This is a genomic window from Burkholderia sp. BC1 (assembly GCF_052683555.1).
The window spans coordinates 87,228-110,920 of the sequence record NZ_JBQYLP010000008.1 but is presented as its reverse complement, the minus strand read 5'-3'; the positions used below and the strand labels follow the sequence as shown (position 1 = coordinate 110,920).

The following is a 23,693-nucleotide window of genomic DNA, read 5'->3' as shown; positions in this document are numbered from 1 at the left end:
AAAAAACTCGACGCGCTGGGTCTCGCGCAGCGTCGCCGCGAACGACGCGCCTTCGGGCAGCCGCAGATCGACGAGCAGCTCCGGGCGATCCGAGCTCGGGAAGAACTGCTGCGGCACGAGCGAGAAACCGAGCAGCGACACGACGAACAGCGCGACCGTGATCGCGAGCACGACGAAGCGCCGCTCGATGCACCAGTCGATCCAGCCGCGCAGCCGCCGGTAGAACCGCGTGTCGTAGATCTCGTGCTCGTGATCGTCCGGCAGATGCGCGTCGTGCGCGTGCTTCTTGCGTTCGGGCAGCAGGTGATAGCCGAGCAGCGGAATCAGCACGACGGCCGCGAACCACGACGCGATCAGCGCGATCGCCGAGACCTCGAAGATCGAGCGCGTGTATTCGCCGGTGCTCGACTTCGCGAGCGCGATCGGCAGGAAGCCCGACACCGTGACGAGCGTGCCGGTCAGCATCGGGAACGCGGTACTCGTGTAGGCGAACGCGGCGGCGCGTGCGCGGTTGTAGCCCTGTTCGAGCTTCACGGCCATCATCTCGACGGCGATGATCGCGTCGTCGACGAGCAGGCCGAGCGCGAGCACGAGCGTGCCGAGCGACACCTTGTGCAGCCCGATGTCGAACAGGTACATGAAGAGCGCGGTGACGGCGAGCACGACCGGAATCGAGATCACCACGACCATCCCGGTGCGCAGCCCGAGCGAGACGAGGCTCACGATCAGCACGATCGCGACGGCTTCGGCGACGGCTTCGAGGAAGTCGTCGACCGAGTGCGATACCGCGTGCGGCATGCTCGACACCTCGGTGAGCTTGAGGCCGGCCGGCAGCTGCGCCTGCAGCGCCTTCGACTGCGCGTCAAGCGCCTTGCCGAGCCGGATCACGTCGCCGCCGGGCTGCATCGTCACGCCGATGCCGAGCACCGGCTTGCCGGCGCCCGTGCCCGACGCGGCGGTGCGCATCTGCGTGACGGCCGGGTCGTCGTAGCCGCGCCGCACCGTCGCGAGATCGCCGAGCCGGAACGTGCGGCCGTTGATGCGGATCAGCGTGTCGGCGATCGCGGCGACGTTGTCGAACTGGCCGCTCGGCCGCACGAACACGCGGTCGTCGGTCGTCGTCAGCACGCCGGCGGACGACACGTCGTTCTGCGCATTGATCGCCTGCCCGAGCTGCTGCGGCGAGATGCCGAGCCGCGTGAGCTTCGCGTTGTCGACCTCGATGAAAATGCGCTGGGCCGGATCGCCGAAGTAGTCGACCTTCGCGACGCCCGGCACGCGCAGCAGCACGGTGCGCAGCTGGTCCGCATAGTCGTGCAGCTGCGCGGGCGAGAAGCCGTCGCCTTCGAGCGTCCAGATATTCGTGTAGACGTCGCCGAACTCGTCGTTGAAGAACGGACCCTGCACGCCGGGCGGCAGCGTATAGCCGATATCGCCGACCTTCTTGCGGATCTGGTACCAGGTTTCAGGCACGTCCTTGACCGGCGCGGAATCCTTCATCGTGAAGAAGATCAGCGATTCGCCGGGCCGCGAATAGCTGCGCAGGAAGTCGATCGCCGGCGTTTCCTGCAGCTTGCGGCCGATCCGGTCGGTCACCTGTTCCTGCACCTGGCGCGCGGTCGCGCCCGGCCAGAACGTGCGGATCACCATCACGCGGAACGTGAACGGCGGATCCTCGGATTGTGCGAGCCGCGTGTACGCGAGGATGCCCGCGACCGTCGCGAGCACGATCAGATAGACGACGAGCGCCTGATGGCGCAGCGCCCACGCGGACAGGTTGAAGCGTCCTTCTTCGCGGGCCGCGCTCATGACGCGAAATCCTCGGGATGCAGCGGCGCGATCGCGCGGACCTTCTCGCCGGCGCTGACCGTATGCACGCCCTGCAGCACGACGCGCTCGCCCGGCTGCACGCCGTGCGACACGGTGACCGTGCGCTCGTTGAAGCGCGCGACCTCGACGCGGCGCAGCTCGAGCGTGTCGTCCTTCGCGCGGACGATCCAGACGGCCGGATGCGGGCCATCGTGGAACAGCGCGGTCGCGGGCAGCGTGACCGGTTGCGCGTCGGCGGCGCGCGGCGCGCCATCGAATGCGACGTTCGCGGTCATCCCGAGACGGATCGCAGATGCATCCGGCGCGGCGAGCGTGAGCCGCATCCGATACGTCCGGCTTTGCGGATCGGCGGCCGGCGCGATCTCGCGCACCTTCGCCGCGAACGTGCGGCCGGGCAGCGACGGCAGCGTGACCGTCGCCGGATGGCCGGGCGAGAGCGCCGCGAGCGCCGTTTCGGGCACGTCGACGACCACGTCGACGTCGCCGGCCCACGCGAGCTGATAGACGGGCTGGCCGGCCGACACGTTCTGCCCGGTGTCGGCCTGCTCGGCGGTGATGTAGCCCGCATGATCGGCGACGAGCGTCGCGTAGCGCAGCTGATTCTTTGCGAGCGCGAGCTGCTGCTGCGCCTGATCGCGCTGCGCGAGCGCGGCCGTGTAGCTGTCCTCGGTCTGCTCGAGCTGCGCGGTCGCGATCAGGTTCTCGCGCGCCTGCGCGCGGTCGCGGTCGAGTTGCTGTTTGGCGAATGCGAGCCGGTGCGAGGCGGCGTCGAGCTGCGCCTGCGCGCTCGCCGCGTTTTTCTCGACGTCGGACGGATCGAGCAGTGCGACGACCTGGCCGGCCTTCACCGTATCGCCGAGCCGCACCTTGCGCTCGACGATCTTGCCCGCGATGCGGAACGACAGCGGCGTCGCGTAACGCGGCTGGATTTCGCCGGGCAGCGTGAAGGCGGACGCGGCGGCATCCGCGCGCGCGGGCAGCGCGACGACCGGGCGCGGCGCCGGCGGCGCGGATTCCTTCGGATGACAGGCGGCGAGAACGAGTGCGGCGCCGATCAGCAGCGCGGCACGGGAACCGGAGCGATTCACGAAACCCCCAAGGGACGAGAGCGAAAGAGGTCGGCAAGCGCGGCGGCGCCTGCCCCGAAGAGGCCGCGCGAGCGCGACGCCCGGACAGCACGATCGGATACTGCGGCGGATTCTAATACACCTATGTATCCGAATGCAAAGATGAATCTGAAAGGGGAGTGGTGCTAGACTGCGCGCCATGAAACCACAGCGCTTAACTCGCGAGCAGAGCAGGGACCAGACGCGCGAACGTCTGCTGAATGCCGCACATCGCATTTTTCTGAAGAAAGGCTACGTCGCCGCGAGCGTCGAGGACATCGCGGCAGCCGCGGGCTATACACGCGGTGCGTTCTATTCGAACTTCCGCAGCAAGTCGGAATTGCTGCTCGAGCTGCTGGAGCGCGATCACGCGTCGGTGCAGGCCGATTTCGAGGCGATCTTCGAGGAGGGCGGGCCGCGCGAGCAGATGGAGTCGATGGCGCTCGCCTATTACCGAAAGCTGTTTCGCGACGACGAGTATTCGCTGCTATGGGTCGAGGCGAAGCTGCAGGCGGCGCGCGACGCGAAATTCCGCGTGCGCTTCAACCAGTTCCTGCACGGCAAGCGCGTGCAGATGGCCGAATTCATCCGTCGCTTCGCGGATCGCGCGGGCACGCCGCTGCTGCTGCCGGCCGAAACGCTGGCGTTCGGACTGATGTCTCTGTGCGACGGCGTGCAGTCGTATTACACGGCCGATCCGCAGCACGTGTCGGCCGAGGCCGCCGAATCGGTGCTGGCCGGCTTCTTCGCGCGTGTCGTGCTGGGGCGCGCGCCCGATTGACGGCGGCGCGGCGGCTCAGCGCTCGCCGGTCATGCGCCGATACGCGTCGAGCAGCGAGGTCTTGTACACGACGCCCGCGAGCGTCGGCTCGGCCTCGCTCTCGATCACCGGCAGACGTTCACCCTTGAACGCCATGAAGCGTTCGAGCGCGGTCGCGAGCGGCATGTCGGGCGTGAGCAGCGGAAACGGCGTGTGCGCATAGTGCGCGGCCGTCTTGTCGGTCGTGTCGCGCTTGTCGAGCAGGTCGGACGTGATGTCCTTCAGCGCGACCGCACCGCGAAAGCGCCCGGCGTCGTCGGTCACGTACAGATACTTCACCGGATATTCGAGAAACACGCGCGTCATGTCGGCGACGCTCGCCGTGAGCGGCACGACCGTCTGCGCGGGCTGGATCAACTCGCGCATCTGCGTGGTGCGCAGCCGCATCCGCTCGGCCGCGTCCTGGTGATGGCGCAGCGTGATCTCGTACATCGACGTCGTGCCGGTCGCGCGCGCGACGAAATACGCGAACACGCACGACACCATCAGCGGCAGCACGACCTGATAGCTGAGCGTCATCTCGAACATCATCAGGATCGCCATCAGCGGCGCCTGCGTCGCGCCCGCCATGAACGCACCCATCCCGACGATCGCATAGGCGAAGTACGCGGACGTGTGGCCCGGCCACAGCGCGTTCATCGCGAGCCCGAACAGCGAGCCGAATACCGCGCCGACGAACAGCGTCGGCGTGAACACGCCGCCGATCGCGCCCGAGCCCGTCGTCGCGGCGGTCGCGAGCACCTTGAACACGAGCACCGCGACGAGCGCCTGCCAGGTCCACGGCGAATGCAGGATGTCGTTCACGACGCTGTAGCCGTTGCCCCATACATCCGGAATCCACACCGAGATCACGCCGACCACGAGCCCGCCGAGCGCGAGCCGCACCGGCAGCGGCACGGGCAGCCGCTTGAACTGGTTCTTCGACGCGTCGAGCAGATGCAGGAACTGCGGCGCGAGCACGCCGCACAGCGCGCCGAGCACGACGAACAGCAGCACCTCGGGGCCCGTGACGGCCGGAAACACCGGCATCTCGTACGGCGGCCGATAGCCGGCGAACTCGCGCATCACGATGTTCGCGACGACCGACGCGACGACCATCGGCCCGAAGCTTTCCATCGCGATCGTGCCGAGCACGATTTCGGAGACGAAGAACGCGCCGGCGATCGGCGCGTTGTACGCGGACGTGATGCCGGCCGCCGCGCCGCACGCGACGAGCAGCCGCAGGCGCGGCGGATCGAAATGCGCGAAGCGGCCGACGAGCGACGCGGCGAGCGCCGCGAGCTGCACCATCGGGCCTTCGCGGCCGATCGAGCCGCCGCTGCCGATCGTCAGCAGCGACGACAGGCTGCGCCACAGGCTCTGCCGTACGGGCACGATGCCGTTGCCAAGCGCGACGGCTTCCATATAGTCGGTCTTGCCGGACTTGTGTTCGCCGCGCGTCGCGAGCAGCAGCACGCCGCCCGCGAGCAGGCCGCCGGCGGCCGGCAGCCAGAAGCGCACGTACCACGGCAGGCTGCGCGCCATTTGCACGAAGCTGCCGCTGCGCCCGGCGATCAGATGCTGCATCAGGTCGATCCCTTCGCGAAACGCGATGGTCGCGAACGCGCCGCCGACACCGACGATCGCCGACCAGATCAGCATCGTATGGGCATCCGACAGGCGGAACAGCGTCTGTGCGCGGGTGCGCAGCTTCAGCAGGAACGAGAGCACGGCTGACAGGGGGCGATGGAAAACGACGCGAAGCATAGCACTGCGCCGCGCCCGCGGGAGATCCCCGTCGGGCGCGGCGCGCGAAGCGGTGCGGACGTGCGGCTCAGCCAAGCCAGTGCTGCACGGCCCACGTGATGCCGTAGCCGCCGACGATCAACCACACGTACAGAATCAGCCCGGTGGTCAGCGCGCGCGGGCCGGCCTGGCGGATCTGCGCGACGCGCGTCTCGATCCCGAGCGCCGTCATCGCCATCGTCAGCGCGAACGTATCGAGCACGTTCAGCGTATGCGTGACGTCGGCCGGCAGCACGTTCAGCGAGTTGACGATCACGAAGGCCAGGAAGCCGAGCGCGAACCACGGCACCGCGACCTTGCGCTTGCCCTGCGCGCCGTCGGCTGCCGTCTGCGCCGAGCGCGCGAGCCACCAGCCGAGCACGAGCAGCACGGGCACGAGCAGCATCACGCGCGTCATCTTGACGATCGTCGCGACGTGCGCGACCTGCGGGCTGATGTCGCTCGCGGCGCCGACCACCTGCGCGACCTCGTGGATCGTGCCGCCGAAGAACAGCCCGAGCCCGGCCGGATCGAGATTCAGCAGCCCGGCGTGATAGGCGATCGGATACAGGAACATCGACAGCGTGCCGAACAGCACGACGCTGCCGACCGCCATCGCGCTTTGATGGGGCTTGGACTGCAGCGTCGATTCGAACGCGAGCACCGCGGCCGCGCCGCAGATCGCGCTGCCGGCGGCGGTCAGCAGCGCCGCGTCGCGGTCCAGCTTCATCAGCTTCATGCCGGCCCAGGTGCCGATCGCGAGCGTGCTGACGACGACCAGCACCGATACCGTCAGGCCCGGCAGGCCGACCTGCGCGATTTCCTGCAGGCTCACGCGCAGCCCGAAGAACGCGACCGCGATGCGCAGCAGCTTGCGCGCGGAGAAGTTCACGCCGGCCGCCCAGCTCGCCGGCATGCCGTCGCGCAGCGCATTGCCGTACATCGCGCCGGCGACGATCCCGACGATCAGCGGCGACAGGCCGAGCGCGGCGATCGCAGGCAGTTGCGACAGGCTCGTGACGGCGGCGGCGAACAGCGCGACGAACAGCACGCCGTTCAACTGGCCGCGCATCGACGGCGCGGCGTGGCCGAGAGAGGGAGTCGGGGCAGTGGACATGGGAGGCACCGTGACAGCGTCGTTGCGATGGTCTAATCCTAAATTCGTTATATCGATATGAAAAATTGTGATTTGTGACATAAACTATCCGCCAAACCGATAATTCGACGCCATGACCCCGGATCAACTGATAACGTTCGCCGCCGTCGCCGAGCATCTGAACATCAGCCATGCGGCCGTCGCGCTGCATCTATCGCAGCCGGCCGTGTCCGGTCAGTTGCGGCTGCTGCAGGAGGAATTCGGCGAGCCGCTGTATCAGCGCGACGGGCGCGGCATCCGGCTCACGCCGCTCGGCGAGCAGCTCGCGCAGTACGCGAAGGCGCAGCGCGACACGTTCGCGCAGGCACGCGCGTTTCGCGACGCGGTGCGCGGCCTCGATGCCGGCACGCTGCGGATCGGCGCGAGCACGACGCCGGCGAGCTATCTGCTGCCGTACCTGATCGCCGCTTTTCAGCCGCGTGCGCCGCGCATCGCGATCCAGACGATGAGCGGCAACACGGCCGACGTCGTCGCCGCGTTGCCGTCGCTCGATATCGCGATGATCGAAGGGCCGCCCGGCGACGCATTGCCGCCCGGTACCGCGGTGCACGTCTGGCACGAGGACGAAATCGTCGCGATCGTGCCGGCCGGCCATCCGCTCGCCGCGCCCGAGTACGACGCCGGCGTGACGCTCGACGCGCTCGCGCCGCACCCGCTCGTGCTGCGCGAGGAGGGCTCGGGCGTGCGGCAGCTCGTCGAGCGCGCGTTCGCGCAGTGCGCGGCGCCGATGCGCGTTGCGTTCGAGATCGCCGGCGTCGAAGCCGTGAAGGAGGCCGTGCGCGCGGGCATGGGCGTCGGCTTCGTGTCGGCGATGTCGTTGCGCCATCGCGATGCGGCGCTCGTCATGCGTTCTTTCGCGCCGACGCCGCTCACGCGGCATTTCTCGATTCTGGTCCCGCATGGCAGTGCGCCGTCGCGGGCCGCCGCGCAGTTCCTCGAGATGAGCGTCGCGCACACAATCGGATAACGGCCGCGGCCCCACACGCGGCGCACCACGACAGTGCGACGGCAGGCACGGACGATGCGCCTCGGGACGCGCGCGTCGCGCGGGCGGGGCGGCCCCGTGGGGCGGCGTCCGGGCCACCCGCCAATCCTAGGGATTTCCACTATGGTGCACGCCCGAAGCGAAGCGCACCATCCGTCTCAAGCAAATGGAACCGGTTCCAAGGCCGGGGAAAAAGGGCATCATGGCAGACATCGTGATCGTGGCGAGCGCATTCGGAATGGACCGTGTGCGCCAGGCGGGCCACAGTGCATTCATCGCGGCGGCGGCAGCAGCCGGCGCGGCCGGATTCGAGGTGCGGCGCGAGTTGTTCGCGTCGGACGACGACGCGGCGCCCGGCGCGCTGGCCGCGCTCGGCGAGCGGATTGCCGCACACGGGTTGTGGTCGGTCTATTCGACGCCGGCCACGCTGTACACCGACGACGGCGCGCTCGACGCGGTAGCGCTGCGCGACACGCTCGCCGAAGCCGACGCGCTCGGCGCACGCTTCGTGAAATTCCAGCTGGGCGGCTTTGCCGGCGACGCGCACGCGGCCGACATCGTTGCGCTGTCGCGCGGTGCGCGTGCGCGTGTCGTCGTCGAGAACGGGCAATTGGCGGTCGGCGGCGCGTTCGCGCAATTTCGCGGGCTGTTCGACGCGCTCGCGGCGTGCGGCCTGCCCGATGCGCTCGGCATGACGTTCGACATCGGCAACTGGCAGTGGCCGGGCGAAGCGCCGCTCGCATGCGCGCACGCGCTCGCGCCGCACGTCGAATACATCCACTGCAAGGCCGTCGAAGGCGAGGGCGCGCGCCGCTTCGCCGTCGCGCCGGCGCCCGACGATCCGCTCGTGACTGGCGTGCTGGCGGCGCTGCCGCCGCAGGCGCCGCGCGGGATCGAGTTTCCGTTCGACGCACACGATCCGGCGGCCGACGCACGGCGCCGCGTCGCGTGGCTCGCAGCCGCGTGACGCACCCAGGACACGGAGGATTCACTGATGCAGACAGCACTCGATATCGTCACCTACGGCGAAGCGATGGCGATGTTCGTCGCCGCGCAGCCGGGCCATCTCGCGCACGCGGCGCAGTTCACGAAGCGCATCGCGGGCGCCGATCTCAACGTCGCGATCGGGCTCGCGCGACTCGGTTTCCGGGTGGGCTGGATGAGCCGCGTCGGCAACGATTCGTTCGGCCGCTACGTGCTCGACACGCTCGCGCGCGAAGGGATCGACGCGTCGTGCGTGACCGTCGATACGCGCTACCCGACCGGTTTCCAGCTGAAGTCGCGCAATGACGACGGCAGCGATCCGACGGTCGAATATTTCCGCAAGGGCTCGGCGGCGAGCCACCTGTCGTGCGACGACTACGTGGCCGACTACGTGCTCGGCGCGCGCCACCTGCATCTGACCGGCGTCGCGCCGGCGATCTCGGCGAGCTCGTGCGAACTGGCGTTTCATCTCGCGCGCGAGATGCGCGCAGCCGGCAAGTCGATTTCGTTCGATCCGAACCTGCGCCCGACGCTGTGGCCGTCGGCCGAGGCGATGGCGACGACGCTGAACGCGCTCGCGGCGCTCGCCGACTGGGTGCTGCCGGGCCTCGCCGAAGGGCGGCAGCTGACCGGCCGCGACACGCCGGCCGACATCGCGCGCTTCTATCTCGATCAGGGTGCGCGCGGCGTCGTCATCAAGCTCGGCCCGCAGGGCGCGTACTATCGCACCGCCGACGGCGACGAGGGCACGGTCGCGGGCGAGCGCGTCGACAATGTCGTCGACACGGTCGGCGCCGGCGACGGCTTCGCGGTCGGCGTCGTCAGCGCGCTGCTGGAACGCAAGCCGGTCGCGCAGGCGGTTGCGCGCGGCAACCTGATCGGCGCACTCGCGATCCAGGTGATCGGCGATTCGGAAGGGCTGCCGACGCGCGCGGCGCTCGACCGGCTCGAGCGCGAACGGGCCGAGCGAGTAGAGGAAAGCTTCGTCGCGCAATGAGAGGCCGGACACGGCACAATCCGCGAACCGGTTTCGCGCGCGCATCGCGATGCGCGAAGCCGCAGCAACGCATGCAGCAATCACCCCGATCGACGACGCCGACGCAAGCGCTCCGGTCGACACAGGAGACACTCTGATGGCAACCAATCTCGCACCCCGCCGCTGGTGGACGATCATGCCGATCGTCTTCATCACCTACAGCCTCGCCTACCTCGACCGCGCGAACTACGGGTTCGCGGCGGCGGCCGGCATCAACCAGGATCTCGGGATCGGCAAGGGCCTGTCGTCGCTGATCGGCGCGCTGTTCTTCCTCGGCTACTTCTTCTTCCAGATTCCCGGCGCGATCTATGCGGAGCGCCGCAGCGTGAAGAAGCTCGTGTTCGTGAGCCTCGTGCTGTGGGGCGCGTGCGCGGCGCTGACCGGCGTGGTCAGCAACATTCCGTCGCTGATGGTGATCCGCTTCGTGCTCGGCGTGGTCGAGGCGGCCGTGATGCCGGCGATGCTGATCTACATCAGCAACTGGTTCACGAAGAGCGAGCGCTCGCGCGCGAACACGTTCCTGATCCTCGGCAACCCGGTGACGGTGCTCTGGATGTCGGTCGTGTCGGGCTATCTCGTGCACGAATTCGGCTGGCGCCACATGTTCATCGCGGAAGGCGTGCCGGCGATCCTCTGGGCCGTGTGCTGGTGGTTCCTCGTGCAGGACAAGCCCGCGCAGTCGCCGTGGCTGTCCGCGCAGGAAAAGCGCGATCTCGAGACGACGCTCGCGGCCGAGCAGGCGGCGATCAAGCCGGTGCGCAACTATGGCGAAGCGTTCCGCTCGCCGGCCGTGATCAAGCTCTGCGCGCAGTATTTCTGCTGGAGCATCGGCGTGTACGGCTTCGTGCTCTGGCTGCCGTCGATCGTGAAGAACGGCTCCGCGCTCGGGATGGTCGCGACCGGCTGGCTGTCGGCGCTGCCGTATCTCGCGGCGACGATCGCGATGCTCGCCGCGTCGTGGGCGTCGGACAAGGTCGGATCGCGGCGCGGGTTCGTGTGGCCGTTCCTGCTGGTCGGCGCGGCCGCGTTCGCCGCGTCGTTCGCGCTCGGTTCGACGCACTTCTGGATCTCCTACGCGCTGCTCGTCGTGGCGGGCGCCGCGATGTATGCGCCCTACGGCCCGTTCTTCGCGATCGTGCCGGAACTGCTGCCGAAGAACGTCGCCGGCGGCGCGATGGCGCTGATCAACAGCATGGGCGCGCTCGGTTCGTTCGTCGGCTCGTATTTCGTCGGCTATCTGAACGGCGCGACCGGCTCGCCGCTGGCGTCGTATGCGTTCATGAGCGCCGCGCTCGTCGCCGCCGTGATCCTGACGCTGTCCGTCAAACCCCAGCCGCGCGATGCCCATTCGCTCGCGGCGCCGCTGCAAGGAAAATGAAACGATGAAGCCTCGTATCGTCGCGTACAAGCCGCTGCCCGATGACGTCCTCGCGTATCTGCGCGAACATGCGGACGTCGTGCAGGCCGACGGCGCCGACGCGCTGGCCGATGCGCTCGGCGATGCCGACGGCGCAATCGGCGCGAGCCTGAAGATCACGCCGCAGATGCTCGATCGCGCGCCGCGCCTCAAGGCGTGGTCGACGATTTCGGTCGGCTACGACAACTTCGACGTCGCCGATCTGACGCGGCGCGGCATCGTGCTCGCGCACACGCCCGACGTGCTGACCGAGTCGACCGCCGACACCGTGTTCTCGCTGATCCTGGCCTCCGCGCGGCGCGTCGTCGAACTCGCCGAATGGGTGAAGGCCGGCCACTGGCATCGCAGCATCGGCCCCGAGCTGTACGGCACCGACGTGCAGGGCAAGACGCTCGGCATCGTCGGGCTCGGGCGCATCGGCGGCGCCGTCGCGCGGCGTGCGGCGCTCGGCTTCCGGATGCAGGTGCTGTACACGAACCGCGCCGCGCATCCGGAAGCGGAGACGCAATACGGCGCGCGGCGCGTGACGCTCGACACGCTGCTCGCGCAGTCGGATTTCGTCTGCCTGCAGGTGCCGCTGTCGCCGGAGACGCGCCACCTGATCGGCGCGGCCGAATTCGCGAAGATGAAGCGCAGCGCGATCCTGATCAACGCGTCGCGCGGGCCGGTGGTCGACGAGGCCGCGCTGATCGACGCGCTGCGCGCCGGCACGATCCGCGGCGCGGGGCTCGACGTGTTCGAGAAGGAACCGCTGTCGGCCGATTCGCCGCTGCTGCAGATGCGTAACGTCGTCGCGCTGCCGCACATCGGTTCGGCGACGCACGAGACGCGTCATGCGATGGCGCGTTGCGCGGCGGAAAACCTGGTCGGCGCGCTGGCCGGCACGCTGCGCTCGAACCTCGTCAATCCGGACGCGCTCGCGCCGCGCTGAGGCGCTGAGGCGCTGAGGCACGGCCGCGCCGGGGGCGGCCGGCCGGCCGCACGCCTGCCGTTAGAATCGACGGTCTTGGTGCCGGCGGGCGGCGTGCGTTATGATCGCCCGCTCGTCGCGCATGCGCGCGGCCGCGCCCGCGACGACGGTCCGTGCGACGCCGCGCGGCACGCCGGTTCCGGTCGGCATCCGATCGACAGAGGAGTCCGCCAGGTGGCTTTCGTATCCAACAACAAAGGTCCGTCCGCCGACGCAGCGGCGCGGATCGCCCGTCGCGAGGCATCACAGTGACCGAATCGCAACTTTCCACGTCCCGTCCGGCGACGATCAGCGACGTCGCGCGCGAGGCCGGCACGGGCAAGACCAGCGTTTCGCGCTATCTGAACGGCGAGACGCACGTGCTGTCGGCCGATCTGCGCCAGCGGATCGAAGCCGCGATCGCGCGGCTCAACTACCGGCCGAACCAGATGGCGCGCGGGCTCAAGCGCGGCCGCAACCGGCTGCTCGGCATGCTCGCGGCCGACCTGACCAATCCGTATACCGTCGAAGTGCTGCAAGGCGTCGAGGCGGCGTGCCACGCGCTCGGCTACATGCCGCTGATCTGCCACGCCGCGAACGAAGTCGAGATGGAGCGCCGTTTTCTGCAGCTGCTGACCACGTATCGCGTCGAAGGGCTGATCGTGAACGCGCTCGGCGCCGAAGAGGAGGTGCTGCGGCCGCTGCGCGGCGGCGGCATTCCGGCCGTGCTCGTCGACCGGACGGTCGAGGGCTTCGAGGCCGACCTGATCGGCCTCGACAATGCGGACGCGATCGAGACGGCGCTCGCGCATCTGATCGAGCGCGGCTTCGACGCGATCCATTTCGTCGTGCAGCCGTTCGAGCACGTCAGCTCGCGGCGGCTGCGCGAAGCCGCGTTCCGTGCGGCGCTCGCCGCGCGCGGCATGCCGGTGTCGCCGACGGTCGTGCTCGATCTCAACGCGCCGCAGGCGGCCGCCGCCGCGCTGGCCGAACTCGATGCGCGAATCGACGATGCCGCGCGGCGTGGCGTGCGCGCCGCGCTGTTCGCGGCAAACGCGCCGGTCGCGCTCGCGATCGCGCGTCATCTGCGCGCCCGATTCGGCGCCGCGTGGCAGTCGAACGCCGCGCTGCTGTCGATCGACGATCCGGAATGGGCCGAGCTGATCGGCATCACGACGATCCGTCAGCCGACCTACGAGATCGGCTACAAGGCGGTCGAGTTCGTGCACGAGCGGATCGACGGCGCGGGCGGCGACGTGCGCGTCGCGATGCTGCCCGGCGAGCTGATCGCGCGCGCGTCGACCGCAAGCTGAGTATCATTCGGGGCACGCGGCGCGTTCGGTGCGCCGCGCCCAACAAGGAACTCCATGACCGTTGCTCCCGTCACGCTGGCCGTGCTGATTGCGGCCACGCTGATCATCGCGCTGCTGCCGCTCGTCCTCTTCCGTTATCTGCGCAAGCCGCTTGCGCTCGACCGCCGCGACACGATCGTCGGCGTCGCGATGTTCGCGCTGTCCGCGATGATCGTCGAACGCGCATTCCACGCGCTCGTGCTGAGCCGCACGCCGGCCGGCGGCTGGCTCACGCATCCGCTCGCGTTCGTCGCATACAGTGCGCTCGCGACCGCCGTGTTCGAGGAGCTCGGCCGCTATCTCGGGATGCGCTGGCTGAGCCGCCGCTACGGCACGTCGGCCGGCGACGGGCGCGGGATCGGCTACGGGATCGGGCACGGCGGCGCGCAGGCGTGGTTCGTCGGCGTGCTGGTATGGGGGCAGTGGGCGTATCTCGGCTGGCTCGCGAGCCGCGGCCAGCTCGACGCCCAGCTTTCGGACTTGCCGCCCGACACCGTGGTGCGGCTGCAGATGATGCTCGCGACGCTGTCGGTGCCGACCGTCGTGCTGCTGCTGCTCGAACGCGTTGCGGCCTTCGCGGTGCAGGTCGCGCTGTCGGTATTCGTGTGGCGCGGCGTGCGGGCCGGCCGCGCCGGCGTGCTGCCCGCGGCGATCGTGCTGCACGCGCTCGCGGCCGCGCCCGCGTTGCTGTATCAGGTCAGGATGCTGCCGGCCGCGTGGGCCGAGGCCGCGTACTTCGTGATCGCGGCGGTCCTGACGGCCGTGCTCGTGAAGACGTGCCGCACGCCGCGCGCGGCGCACTGAGCGGTGCGGACGAACGAATGCGCCACGCCCGTGCCGACGCGCGGCGACAGAGGATGACATGGACGACTATCAGATTGACTGCGCAAGCGCGGAATTCGATGCGCTCGCGCGCGTCATTTGCGATCTCTTTCCGGAACAGACGCGCTTCGTCGAAAGTAGCGACGCGCGTGGACGCTTTCTGTCCGTGCACTGGCTCGCGATGCGTTTCGGCGCGACGCCGAAGCGGATGACGCTCGACGTACGGATCGCACCGGCTGCGCTGGCCCGCTATCTGGCGCTGAAGCCGATGCAGCGCGCGCGCAGCCATGCGGTGCTGCATGCCTATACGGAGGCGATGCTCGGCTCGCTCGAAGAGCGGCATGCGGCGGGCGAGACGGTCGAGCGCGAAGCGGAACTCGCGCTCGACGAAGACTTTGCGTGACGGCGTGCGCGCGTGATCAGGTGACTGCGGGATTACGTGTGGCCCGCGCGTCGCGCGCTCACGCGTCGCGGTAAACCTGCGCGAAGCGCTGCGCCTGCACGACGCCGTAGTCGCCGGGCGCGTATTGCATGACCCAGTCGCCGGCCGCACCGCGCAGCGTATCGCCGTTTTCCGAGCGTGCGATGGCGAACGGCTCGTCCATCCGGCGTGCGAGCACGACCGTCGGCCGGTTCCGGTATGCGCCCGGTGCGCCGTGCGCAAGCGCCGGATCGGCCGGCACGTACTTCGCGTCGAAGCGCGCGCGCGACACGACCCAGCGGTCGCCGGTCGAGCCCGTGATCAGCGCGTCGCCGGCGACGTAGCGGTTCGGACCTTCGAGGCTCATCAGTTCGCCGGCGGCGTCCGCGAACGCGACGGTGACGGTTTCATCCTTGACGACGCGGCGGGCCTGCGGATCGGTGCGCAGGTCGAGGTGCTTGAGTTCGAGCATGGCGGAAGGGCGGGAAAAGCCGGGAGCTTATCCCGAAATTGACGCGCCGTGTGAGGCGCGTCGACTACTGCAGGCTGTGTGCGCGGCGCCGCCCGGCCGCGGCGGGCAGGGCGGGCGGCCGCGGTACGGCCGAAGTATCAGGGCTGCGCCGGCGCGCTCGCGGCCGGGGCGGCCGCGGCCTTGCCTTCCTTCGCGTTGCCCTTGCGGCGGTGCTCGCCGCCGTGGTGCAGCCAGCTGCGGAACGTCGTATCGGCGAGCGCCTTCTGCTCGGCCGGGAAGCTCTCGTAGAGCGGCGCGAACGCGTCCGCGAGCTTCTTCGCGCCGTCCGCGTTCGCCTGCGCGAGTTCCGCGTACTGCTTCATGTCGTCCACGGCGGACACGTTGCGGCTTTCCATCCGCGCACGGTAGAGGCGGCCCATCGTGTCGCCGTTGTCGCGCATCGTGTCGGCGAACGTCTTCCATTGCGATTCCTGCGCCGGCGTGATCTTCAGCTGATCGTGCAGATACTTGATGCGCTGCTCGATGCGCGCTTCGCGACGGGCGGCGCGCTGCTCCGCGCTCGGCGCGGACGCGGCCGACGTCGTCGCGGCCGAAGCGGACGTTTGCGGTTGCGTCTGCGCGAAGGCGCCGGCGGCAACGACGAGCGTAGCGAGGGTGAGCGAGATTTTCTTCATGATTGGCTCTCCGGGTGGTGTCTTGCGAGCGGGCGTGGCGGCCGTTGCCGCGCGCGCCTCTCGCGTCGCCGCTATTAGTAGCACGTTGCCCGCGCCGCGGCAGCGAATGCGACACTTGCTTACATCCGATACGAATCGAAATTGAAAGGTCGGTGTGTGCGAGGCATTCGGGCGCAGCGGCGTTCGCGCTATCATCGCGGCACGTTCCACTTCGCCGGCGCGCGGCGCCGCGCACAGTCTCATGCGTCCACCCCGTCTCGACCAGCTCGACGATCTCGATCGGCAACTCGTCGCGTTGCTGCAAGCAAATGCGCGTGCGAGCGTTGCCGATCTCGCGCGGCAGCTCGACGTCGCGCGCACGACCGTCGTCGCGCGCATTGCGCGGCTCGAACGCACGAACGTGATCGCGGGCTACAGCGTGCGGCTCGGCCAGGACGTGCTCGACGCGAGCATCTACGCGTACGTCGGCATCATCCTCACGCCGAAGTTCGGCAAGGACGTGCTGCGCAAGCTCGATCGCATGCCGGAAGTGCAGTTGCTATGCGCGGTGAGCGGCGAATACGACTACGTCGCGTGGCTGCGCGCCGATTCGCCGGAACGGCTCAACGATCTGCTCGACCAGATCGGCACGCTCGAAGGCGTCGAACGCACGACGACGTCGATCATCCTGTCGCGCAAGATCGATCGCGGGACCATCGGCGGCTGAGCGGCCGGTGAGCCGCAAGCCGCGCGTATCGGGCGCGTCGTCGTCCGGCTCGTCGCGCCGCGCGACGCGAACGTGCGTCCATCGTTTCCGCCTGCGGGCTAAGCGTCTCCGTCCTTCATGACGATGCCGATCGAGCGATCGGCGAACCCCATTTGCCGTTCGTGAGGCAATTCGATCGGCGCTGGCCGGATGCACTCGCGGTTGGCGTTACCTCGGTGCGCGATGCGCAGCGATCGGCGTTTCGATCGCCATCAATTGCCGCTTTTCCTTCGTGATTTCCCTTGCCGGTCGACGCGTCCGCGTGCGGCGAATCGGCACGTCGCGCGCGCCCGCCGAGCCGCGCGCCACGGTCGTTTCGGCAGTGTTTCGTCGTTTCGGCGAAATGTGTCGTCATTGCGTCGAAGTTATCGGTCGTTTCGCATCATTCTTCGTCTTGGAACTGATTTTGCGCATCTCTACACTGCGGGTCATGGCTCGACGCCGTCCACAACACCAACCCATCATCAGGAGATAAGCGCATGAAAATCGCCATCGTCGGCGCCGGTTTGATCGGCCACACCATTGCTCACATGCTGCGCGAAACGGGCGACTACGAAGTCGTCGCGTTCGACCGCGACGCAGACGCGCTCGCGAAGCTGTCGCGCGAAGGCATCGCGACGCAACGGGTCGACTCGGCCGATGCCGCAGCGATCCGCGAAGCCGTGAAGGGTTTCGATGCGCTGATCAACGCGCTGCCGTACTACCTGGCCGTGAACGTGGCGGCCGCCGCGAAGGCCGCAGGCGTCCACTATTTCGACCTGACCGAAGACGTGCGCGCGACGCACGCGATCCGCGAACTCGCCGAAGGTTCGGATCGCGCGTTCATGCCGCAGTGCGGCCTCGCGCCGGGCTTCATCGGCCTGGCCGCGCACGAGCTCGTGAACGGCTTCACCGAGGTGCGCGACGTGAAGATGCGCGTCGGCGCGCTGCCCGAGTATCCGACCAACGCGCTGAAGTACAACCTCACGTGGAGCGTCGACGGGCTGATCAACGAATACTGCCAGCCGTGCGAAGCGATCCGCGACGGCCGCAAGCAGTGGGTGCAGCCGCTCGAAGGCCTCGAGCATTTCTCGCTCGACGGCACCGAATACGAAGCGTTCAATACGTCCGGCGGCCTCGGCACGCTGTGCGAGACGCTGTCGGGCAAGGTCGAGTCGCTCGACTACAAGTCGGTCCGCTATCCGGGGCACCGCGATCTCGTGCAGTTCCTGCTCGAGGACCTGCGCCTGTCGAGCGATCGCGACACGCTGAAGTCGATCATGCGCCGCGCTGTGCCGTCGACGAAGCAGGACGTCGTGCTCGTGTTCATCACGGTGACGGGCGTGAAGGACGGCCAGCTCGTGCAGGACGTGTTCACGCGCAAGATCTTCGCGAAGGAAGTGTGCGGCATGCACATGAGCGCGATCCAGATCACGACCGCCGGTGCGATGTGCGCGGTGCTGGACCTGTTCCGCGAGAAGAAGCTGCCGCAGAGCGGTTTCATCCCGCAAGAGAAGGTGTCGCTGAAGGCGTTCCTCGCGAACCGCTTCGGCAAGCTGTATGACGGCGGCACGATGGAGCGCGTGCACGCGCTCGCCTGATAACGAAGAAACCAGACCGAGAGGGCCGGACGACGCCGGACGTGCAGCCGCACGTCCGGCGTTGTCGTTTCGGCGCAGGGAAGGGCGCGTGCGCGCTTCAGGCCGGCAGCGGCGGGACGATCGTCGCGGCCGGGGCGGGCGGTACGATGCGGAGCAGCAGTGCGTCGACGTCGGCGTCGGACGGCGCGGTGTTGTCGAACATCACGATGCCGTCGCATTCGGAGCCGGTCGGTACGAAGCGGCGCTGCCGGTATTCGTCCCAGTGCGCGAGCTTGTATGCGTCGTTCGGGTTGCCGCGTGCGACGATCCGCTCGCGTGCGACTTCTTCGGCGGTATGCACCCAGACGACCGTCAGCGCGACGTCGGGCGCGATGCCGAGCCAGGCGCGATCGAGAATGCGGCGGTCGCGCACCTCGCGCGACAGCGGGCCGACGACGATCGCGCTGATGCCGAGCGCGAGGTTTTCACGTGCGGTATCGAGCAGGCCCTGGTACTCGGGATCGCGCAGATGCTGCAGAAAGAGCGGGCTGTCGCGATCGTTCGGATCGGCGGTGAGCGCGCCCATCGCGGCGGCGCTGTAGCGGCCGTACAGCGTATCCTTGTCGAGCAGGCAGAAGGCCTCGCCGGTCGCGCGCATCAGCGGCCGGATCAGCCGTTTCGCGAGCGTCGTCTTGCCGGTGCCGGCGTGGCCGCAGAAGAACACCAGATGCGTCACGAGCGGCGGCTCCCGGCATGCGAAGCGGGCGCGGCGCGGCGGCCGTCGCGCGAGAACACTTCGGCTTCGAGCCACATCGCGTTGATGATGCCGAAGCCGAGCGCGACGCCGATTCCGAGTATCCACGCGAAATACCACATAGGTCTGCCTCCTTGACGGTTGCGCTGCATGGTCGCGTCCGCACGGCCGTACGGGCCGGCGCGCGGGCGGCGACGCGCGAGAGCCCGATCATGACCAATATCGGCGCACGGTGCAAGCCGGCCGCGCGCGCGGCAAACCGGTAAACTGACGGGAAAACGGCAACATCATCCGACAACATGCTGATCAACTGCGCTGCATATCAGGACGGCCGCAAGCTGGCCGACATCGAGATCGAGGCCATCAGCGACTACGTATCGAAGCCCGAATGCTTCGTATGGGTCGCGCTGAAGGACCCGACGCCCGAGGAGCTCGAGCTGATGGGCGAGGAGTTCGGGCTGCACGAGCTTGCGCTCGAGGATGCACGCAAAGGGCATCAGCGGCCGAAGATCGAGGAGTACGGCGATTCGCTGTTCGCGGTGCTGCATACGGTCGAGCTCGACGACGACGACGAATTCAAGGTCGGCGAACTGAACCTGTTCGTCGGCCCGAATTACGTGCTGTCGATCCGCAACCATACCGAGCAGGATTTCCGCGAAGTGCGCAAGCGTTGCGAGCGCGAGCCCGAGCTGCTGCGCGAAGGGTCGGCGTTCGTGTTCTACGCGCTGATGGATCAGGTCGTCGATCGCTACTTTCCGATTCTCGAGACGCTCGGCAACGAGCTCGACGAGCTCGAGGACCGCATCTTCGCCAAGGCGACGACGGCGTCGTCGCGCGCGATCATCGAGGATCTCTATTCGCTGAAGCGCCGGCTCGTGCTGCTGTATCAGCACACGGCGCCGCTGATCGAGCCGCTCGCGAAGCTGACGGGCGGCCGCATTCCGAACGTCTGCAGCGGGATGGTGAACTATTTCCGCGACGTGTACGACCATCTGCAGCGGATCGTGAAGACGATCGAAGGGCGGCGCGAGATGGTCGTGACGGCGATCCAGGTGAATCTCGGGATGATCTCGCTCGCCGAAAACGAAGTGACCAAGCGGCTCGGTTCGTTCGCCGCGCTGTTCGCGATTCCGACGATGATCGCCGGCATTTACGGGATGAACTTCGCGAACATGCCCGAGCTGCACCTGAAATATGGGTTCTACGGCTGCATCGCGGTGATGGTCGCCGCGGACCTCGCGCTGTGGTGGCGCTTCAAGCGCGCAGGGTGGCTGTAGCCGCGGTCACTGCGGCGCGTACTTGCCGACCACGACGCGCCACGGACGCACGCGCCACGACTTGACGAGCCCATTCTGCACATACGGATCGGCACGCGCGAACGATTCGGCGATGGCTGGTGAATCGCCTTCGAACACGAGCACAGCCTGGTCGGCCGGATCGGCAAGCGCGCCGGCGAGCACGAGTTCGCCGCGTTCGGTGGCAGCCCGCGCGAGCGCCAGATGCTCGGCGCGAAATGCTTCGCGGCGGGCCAGATAGTCGTCGACGAGATCGTAGATCAGCTGGAAATGCATGATGGCTCCCGGGATCGGTCGGCGCGCGGGATCGCGCGCGGCGCGGTCAGTATAGGACAGCGTGCGTCGTTTGGCAGGCTGCGATGATGGCGCGTCGTGCCTCGCGCCGCGCGTCGCGAAGTCGTCGCTGCAGCTCGTATCGCTGCTCTCTTATTTGCAACTAATGGTCCGCCCGTTCAATGCCGGCGGCTTCGGTCCGCGTTTCCGCACCCTTCGGCGCATCGGCGCTTCAGTCTGCAGAAAGCCGGCCCGTATTGCGGCTATTCGGCATGGACTGAACGCAATTTTTACGCGCGGCGAGGGCGCACGATGGTGCGGCAAAAATCGCTGCCGATCGGAAAAGTGCGCCGGCCGACACGTCGACAGATCCGATTTCCATCGGCGCGAATGCGACCTATGCTGAACGAATCCGGAGCGAGCTTCGCTCGCCCGCGTTGCCCACTTGTCCAGTCCAGACGAGGTGTGCCATGCCAGTGTCAGCCACCCTGCAGGATTGCCTGCGCCAGAAATCATCCCGATACGAAGTCGTGTATCACCCGTACAGCCATACGAGCATGGAGACGGCCGCCGCCGCGCATATTCCCGGCGATCGGCTCGCGAAAACCGTGCTGCTCGAGGACGAAGATGGCTACGTCGCCGCCGTGCTGCCGACGACGCATGCCGTGCGTCTGTCCGATCTATGGGTCAAGACCGGGCGCCATCTCGTGCTCGCCAAGGAGGTCGAACTGCGCGAACTGTTCAAGGATTGCGACATGGGCGCGCTGCCGCCGGTCTGCATGGCGTACGGGATGAAAACCTTCCTCGAAGAACGGCTCGCGCAGCAGCCGGAAGTCTATTTCGAGGCCGGCGACCACGAAGCGCTGATCCATATGACGCAGGACGAATTTCTGTCGTTGATGGAGACGGCCGAGCGCGCGCATTTTTCGCATCGGATGCAAGGGATGATGTTGTCCTGAGCGGGACGATGCGTTTGTTGGAGGTTGGCGGTGGCCGGTGACGGTCGCCGCGGCCGGTGCGTGCGTTGGTGGTCGAGCGGACTGGTTTGTGGCTTGCCGGATGGTGGCCGCGGGAAGCGGGCGTCGTCGTTTTGCGCGCTTTGTATGGGCGCGTTTTAGACGCTGCTTTGTGGAAATTCGATATTTGACATAATCACAATTATCGACAAAATCGGTTGTAGTGGCTAGATTGAAATGTCCGCTTTTGGCTACATAGAAATGTCCGCTTTCGGGCCGCGTAAGCTGTCCGGCTGCCGGTTTCCCGGCGCCGGAGGCTGCGATGGCTGCAACGGAGCGGATCACGATGACGATGCGCGAGCTGGATCGATTCAAGGTCATCCAGGACGTAGCCGACGGCAAGCTTAAGCCGTGGCGTGCAGCGGAACGGCTGGAATTGACGACCCGGCAGGTCCGTCGGCTGGTCGCCCGGTTACGTGAGCACGGCCCGGTGGGATTGGTGCGGGACACCGGTCGAAGCCCGGCAACCGCCGCCTGGATCCAGGAGCCGCTGACCGGGCTCTGTCGATCATCCGTGAGCGCTACGCCGATTTGGGCCCGACATTGGCCTGCGAGAAGCTGTGGGAATGCCACGGGCTGAGCAGTTGTCAAAGGAACCGGTCAGGAAGCTGATGACGGATGCTGGCTTGTGGATGCCGCGCCGGCAGCGGCCGCCGAAGGTCTATCGGCCGCCAGCACGCAGGACTTGTCCCGGCGAACTGATCCAGATCGACGGCAGACTCTATCAATCGCCACCGTATCCGGCGCGCCGTTCGAACCGGAACCGCTCAACGAGCGTCCCGAGGAACGCCGCATCGTCCGCGCGACCCCGCAAACGCGCCAACAAGCGGCGCGAAGCAGGTCCGCCGACCGCACCGCCACTCGCGCCCCCTCCTCGTTCCGCTCAGATCGCCACCTCCGGCGGCGCCTGACGAAACAGCCGCGTTATCCAGCACAAGTACACGAGCCCGAGTACGTACCACACGACGCCCAGCACGATCGCCGTCTTCTCGAGGCTGACCAGCAGCCAGATATCCGACACCGCACCGATCGCCGGAAAAACGAGCCCGCCGACCACGCCGATCCGGCGCTCGCCATGATTGCCGGAAAGGTACAGCCGAATCACGCACAGATTGACGGCCGTGAACGCGAGGAACGCGCCGAAGTTGATGAACGACGTCGACGTCGCGACGTCCAGTTTCAGCGCGACGAGCCCGACGATGCCGGCCAGCGCGATGTTGATCGCCGGCGTCTTGAAGCGCGGATGGATGAAGCCGAACACGCGCTTCGGCAGGATTTCGTCGCGGCCCATCGCATAGAGCAGCCGCCCCACGCTCGCCTGCGCGGAGATGCCCGACGCGAATTGCGCGAGGATCAAGCCGGCAAGAAACACGGTCACGAATAGATCGCCGCCGATCATCTTCGCCACTTCGAACGCGGCCGAATCCGTGTCCTTGAAGGCGACGCCCGGATGCGCGAGCTGCATCGTGTAGGCGGCGATCACGAAGATCGCGCCCCCGATCAGCGCGATCAGCAGGATCGCGCGCGGCATGTTCTTCTTCGGATCGATCGTTTCCTCGGTCAGCGTCGATACGGCGTCGAAGCCGAGGTAGGAATACGCGGCGATCGCGGCGCCCGCCATCGTCGCGCCGAACCGCACGTGCGGCTTGAAAAACGGTTCGGCCATCGCGATCCCGCCCGCGCCCGCCGCCGCCGATGCGTAGTGCCAGCACAGCACGACGAACATCGCGACGATCGCCAGCTTCACGATCATCAGCACGATATTGAAACGCGCGGCCAGCTCGATGCCGACGATGTTCAGTCCGCTCGTCAGCACGATGAACGCGACGATCCAGATCCACGTCGGCACATGAGGAAATGCGGCGTTCAGATATGCCGCGCCGATCAGCCAGATCACCATCGGCAGGAAGAAGTAGTCGAGCAGCGTCGCCCAGCCGATCATGAAGCCGACGTGCGGACTGAACGTCTTGCGCGTGTACGTGTACGCGGAGCCCGCGGCCGGAAAGAGACGCGCGAGCTTGCCGTAGCTGAGCGCCGTGAACACGATCGCGATCAGCGCGAGCAGATACGCGAGCGCGGCCGTGTCGTCGCTCGCCTTCGCGAGCACGCCGTACGTGCCGTAGACGATCAGCGGAGCCATATAGGCGAGACCGAACAGCAGCACGGACGGCAGGCCGAGCGTGCGCTTCAGGCGCGGCGATTCTTGGGACGACGACGCTTGCATGTTATCTCCTGGGCCCCGCGGGGGCCGATGCGAATGCCT

Annotated in this window: 23 protein-coding genes and 1 pseudogene; 14 read left to right on the top strand and 10 right to left on the bottom strand. The window is 67.8% G+C overall.

Features of this window, described 5'->3' with window-relative positions; translation table 11 throughout:
- Nucleotides 1-1,809: efflux RND transporter permease subunit (locus ACSHSS_RS06305; protein ID WP_445544726.1), on the bottom strand; the 1,809-nt coding region annotated here is incomplete at its 3' end.
- Nucleotides 1,806-2,918: an efflux RND transporter periplasmic adaptor subunit gene (locus ACSHSS_RS06300; protein WP_006412558.1), complete on the bottom strand. Its 1,113-nt coding sequence runs from the start codon at nucleotides 2,916-2,918 to the stop codon at nucleotides 1,806-1,808. The genes ACSHSS_RS06305 and ACSHSS_RS06300, both read right to left, overlap by 4 nt.
- Nucleotides 2,919-3,096: 178 nt before the next feature.
- Here ACSHSS_RS06300 and ACSHSS_RS06295 point away from each other — a divergent pair, with 178 nt between their 5' ends.
- The gene (locus tag ACSHSS_RS06295) at nucleotides 3,097-3,717 is read left to right on the top strand and encodes a TetR/AcrR family transcriptional regulator (RefSeq protein WP_006400005.1); all 621 of its coding nucleotides are present in this window, start codon (nucleotides 3,097-3,099) and stop codon (nucleotides 3,715-3,717) included.
- Nucleotides 3,718-3,732: 15 nt separating this feature from the next.
- Here ACSHSS_RS06295 and ACSHSS_RS06290 read toward each other — a convergent pair whose 3' ends face one another.
- Together ACSHSS_RS06290 and ACSHSS_RS06285 are read right to left on the bottom strand one after the other, a co-directional pair.
- Nucleotides 3,733-5,466 carry a ClcB-like voltage-gated chloride channel protein gene (locus tag ACSHSS_RS06290; protein ID WP_445544727.1) on the bottom strand — a complete coding sequence of 578 codons (1,734 nt, stop codon included), beginning with the start codon at nucleotides 5,464-5,466 and terminating at the stop codon, nucleotides 3,733-3,735.
- 103 nt (nucleotides 5,467-5,569) lie between these two features.
- Nucleotides 5,570-6,637, bottom strand: a complete 1,068-nt coding sequence (locus tag ACSHSS_RS06285) for a YeiH family protein (protein WP_445544725.1) — start codon at nucleotides 6,635-6,637, stop codon at nucleotides 5,570-5,572.
- Nucleotides 6,638-6,749: 112 nt separating this feature from the next.
- Between ACSHSS_RS06285 and ACSHSS_RS06280 the strand changes: the two genes are divergently transcribed.
- The 8 genes from ACSHSS_RS06280 to ACSHSS_RS06245 all read left to right on the top strand — a co-directional run bounded on the left by ACSHSS_RS06280 (nucleotide 6,750) and on the right by ACSHSS_RS06245 (nucleotide 14,624).
- Entirely contained in the window at nucleotides 6,750-7,643 is an 894-nt protein-coding gene (locus tag ACSHSS_RS06280) for a LysR family transcriptional regulator (RefSeq protein ID WP_445544724.1), read from the top strand.
- A gap of 220 nt (nucleotides 7,644-7,863) precedes the next feature.
- Nucleotides 7,864-8,628: a TIM barrel protein gene (locus tag ACSHSS_RS06275; protein ID WP_105855430.1), complete on the top strand. Its 765-nt coding sequence runs from the start codon at nucleotides 7,864-7,866 to the stop codon at nucleotides 8,626-8,628.
- Nucleotides 8,629-8,655: 27 nt separating this feature from the next.
- Complete coding sequence (locus ACSHSS_RS06270) at nucleotides 8,656-9,642, top strand: sugar kinase (RefSeq protein WP_006404761.1); 987 nt, start codon at nucleotides 8,656-8,658, stop codon at nucleotides 9,640-9,642.
- A gap of 136 nt (nucleotides 9,643-9,778) precedes the next feature.
- A complete protein-coding gene (locus tag ACSHSS_RS06265) occupies nucleotides 9,779-11,059 on the top strand; it encodes an MFS transporter (protein ID WP_006400012.1) in 1,281 nt (426 codons plus the stop codon).
- A gap of 4 nt (nucleotides 11,060-11,063) precedes the next feature.
- A complete protein-coding gene (locus tag ACSHSS_RS06260; protein WP_006412554.1) occupies nucleotides 11,064-12,029 on the top strand; it encodes a bifunctional glyoxylate/hydroxypyruvate reductase B in 966 nt (321 codons plus the stop codon).
- A 287-nt stretch (nucleotides 12,030-12,316) separates the two neighbouring features.
- Entirely contained in the window at nucleotides 12,317-13,360 is a 1,044-nt protein-coding gene (locus ACSHSS_RS06255) for a LacI family DNA-binding transcriptional regulator (protein ID WP_006400015.1), read from the top strand.
- Between the two features lie 54 nt (nucleotides 13,361-13,414).
- Nucleotides 13,415-14,203 carry a YhfC family glutamic-type intramembrane protease gene (locus tag ACSHSS_RS06250; RefSeq protein ID WP_105855432.1) on the top strand — a complete coding sequence of 263 codons (789 nt, stop codon included), beginning with the start codon at nucleotides 13,415-13,417 and terminating at the stop codon, nucleotides 14,201-14,203.
- 58 nt (nucleotides 14,204-14,261) lie between these two features.
- Complete coding sequence (locus tag ACSHSS_RS06245) at nucleotides 14,262-14,624, top strand: DUF3022 domain-containing protein (RefSeq protein ID WP_006400017.1); 363 nt, start codon at nucleotides 14,262-14,264, stop codon at nucleotides 14,622-14,624.
- Between the two features lie 58 nt (nucleotides 14,625-14,682).
- Here ACSHSS_RS06245 and ACSHSS_RS06240 read toward each other — a convergent pair whose 3' ends face one another.
- A complete protein-coding gene (locus ACSHSS_RS06240) occupies nucleotides 14,683-15,114 on the bottom strand; it encodes a PGDYG domain-containing protein (RefSeq protein ID WP_006400018.1) in 432 nt (143 codons plus the stop codon).
- Nucleotides 15,115-15,251: 137 nt separating this feature from the next.
- Nucleotides 15,252-15,788 carry a Spy/CpxP family protein refolding chaperone gene (locus tag ACSHSS_RS06235; RefSeq protein WP_006400019.1) on the bottom strand — a complete coding sequence of 179 codons (537 nt, stop codon included), beginning with the start codon at nucleotides 15,786-15,788 and terminating at the stop codon, nucleotides 15,252-15,254.
- Between the two features lie 241 nt (nucleotides 15,789-16,029).
- On the opposite strand from ACSHSS_RS06235, the gene ACSHSS_RS06230 reads away from it, so the two are divergent.
- On the top strand, nucleotides 16,030-16,494 hold the full coding sequence (locus ACSHSS_RS06230) for an Lrp/AsnC family transcriptional regulator (protein WP_006400020.1): 465 nt from the start codon (nucleotides 16,030-16,032) through the stop codon (nucleotides 16,492-16,494).
- A 518-nt stretch (nucleotides 16,495-17,012) separates the two neighbouring features.
- Nucleotides 17,013-18,113 (top strand): saccharopine dehydrogenase family protein, encoded by a 1,101-nt coding sequence (locus ACSHSS_RS06225; protein ID WP_006400022.1) that lies wholly within the window; start codon nucleotides 17,013-17,015, stop codon nucleotides 18,111-18,113.
- A gap of 97 nt (nucleotides 18,114-18,210) precedes the next feature.
- Here the strand turns inward: ACSHSS_RS06225 and ACSHSS_RS06220 are convergent, their stop codons facing one another.
- Together ACSHSS_RS06220 and cydX are read right to left on the bottom strand one after the other, a co-directional pair.
- On the bottom strand, nucleotides 18,211-18,828 hold the full coding sequence (locus ACSHSS_RS06220) for an AAA family ATPase (RefSeq protein WP_012213310.1): 618 nt from the start codon (nucleotides 18,826-18,828) through the stop codon (nucleotides 18,211-18,213).
- Nucleotides 18,825-18,968: a cytochrome bd-I oxidase subunit CydX gene (gene cydX / locus ACSHSS_RS06215; RefSeq protein WP_012213311.1), complete on the bottom strand. Its 144-nt coding sequence runs from the start codon at nucleotides 18,966-18,968 to the stop codon at nucleotides 18,825-18,827. Before cydX ends, ACSHSS_RS06220 begins: the two co-directional genes overlap by 4 nt.
- Nucleotides 18,969-19,145: 177 nt before the next feature.
- On the opposite strand from cydX, the gene corA reads away from it, so the two are divergent.
- A complete protein-coding gene (gene corA / locus ACSHSS_RS06210) occupies nucleotides 19,146-20,123 on the top strand; it encodes a magnesium/cobalt transporter CorA (protein WP_006400026.1) in 978 nt (325 codons plus the stop codon).
- A 6-nt stretch (nucleotides 20,124-20,129) separates the two neighbouring features.
- On the opposite strand, the gene ACSHSS_RS06205 is transcribed toward corA, so the two are convergent.
- On the bottom strand, nucleotides 20,130-20,417 hold the full coding sequence (locus ACSHSS_RS06205) for a YciI-like protein (RefSeq protein WP_445544723.1): 288 nt from the start codon (nucleotides 20,415-20,417) through the stop codon (nucleotides 20,130-20,132).
- 467 nt (nucleotides 20,418-20,884) lie between these two features.
- Between ACSHSS_RS06205 and ACSHSS_RS06200 the strand changes: the two genes are divergently transcribed.
- Together ACSHSS_RS06200 and ACSHSS_RS06195 are read left to right on the top strand one after the other, a co-directional pair.
- Nucleotides 20,885-21,373, top strand: a complete 489-nt coding sequence (locus tag ACSHSS_RS06200) for an aminoacyl-tRNA deacylase (RefSeq protein ID WP_006400028.1) — start codon at nucleotides 20,885-20,887, stop codon at nucleotides 21,371-21,373.
- A gap of 319 nt (nucleotides 21,374-21,692) precedes the next feature.
- Nucleotides 21,693-22,146: pseudogene (locus tag ACSHSS_RS06195) on the top strand (helix-turn-helix domain-containing protein); the annotation flags it as partial.
- Nucleotides 22,147-22,313: 167 nt separating this feature from the next.
- Here the strand turns inward: ACSHSS_RS06195 and ACSHSS_RS06190 are convergent.
- Nucleotides 22,314-23,654: an APC family permease gene (locus ACSHSS_RS06190; RefSeq protein ID WP_445544721.1), complete on the bottom strand. Its 1,341-nt coding sequence runs from the start codon at nucleotides 23,652-23,654 to the stop codon at nucleotides 22,314-22,316.
- Nucleotides 23,655-23,693: the final 39 nt, after the last annotated feature.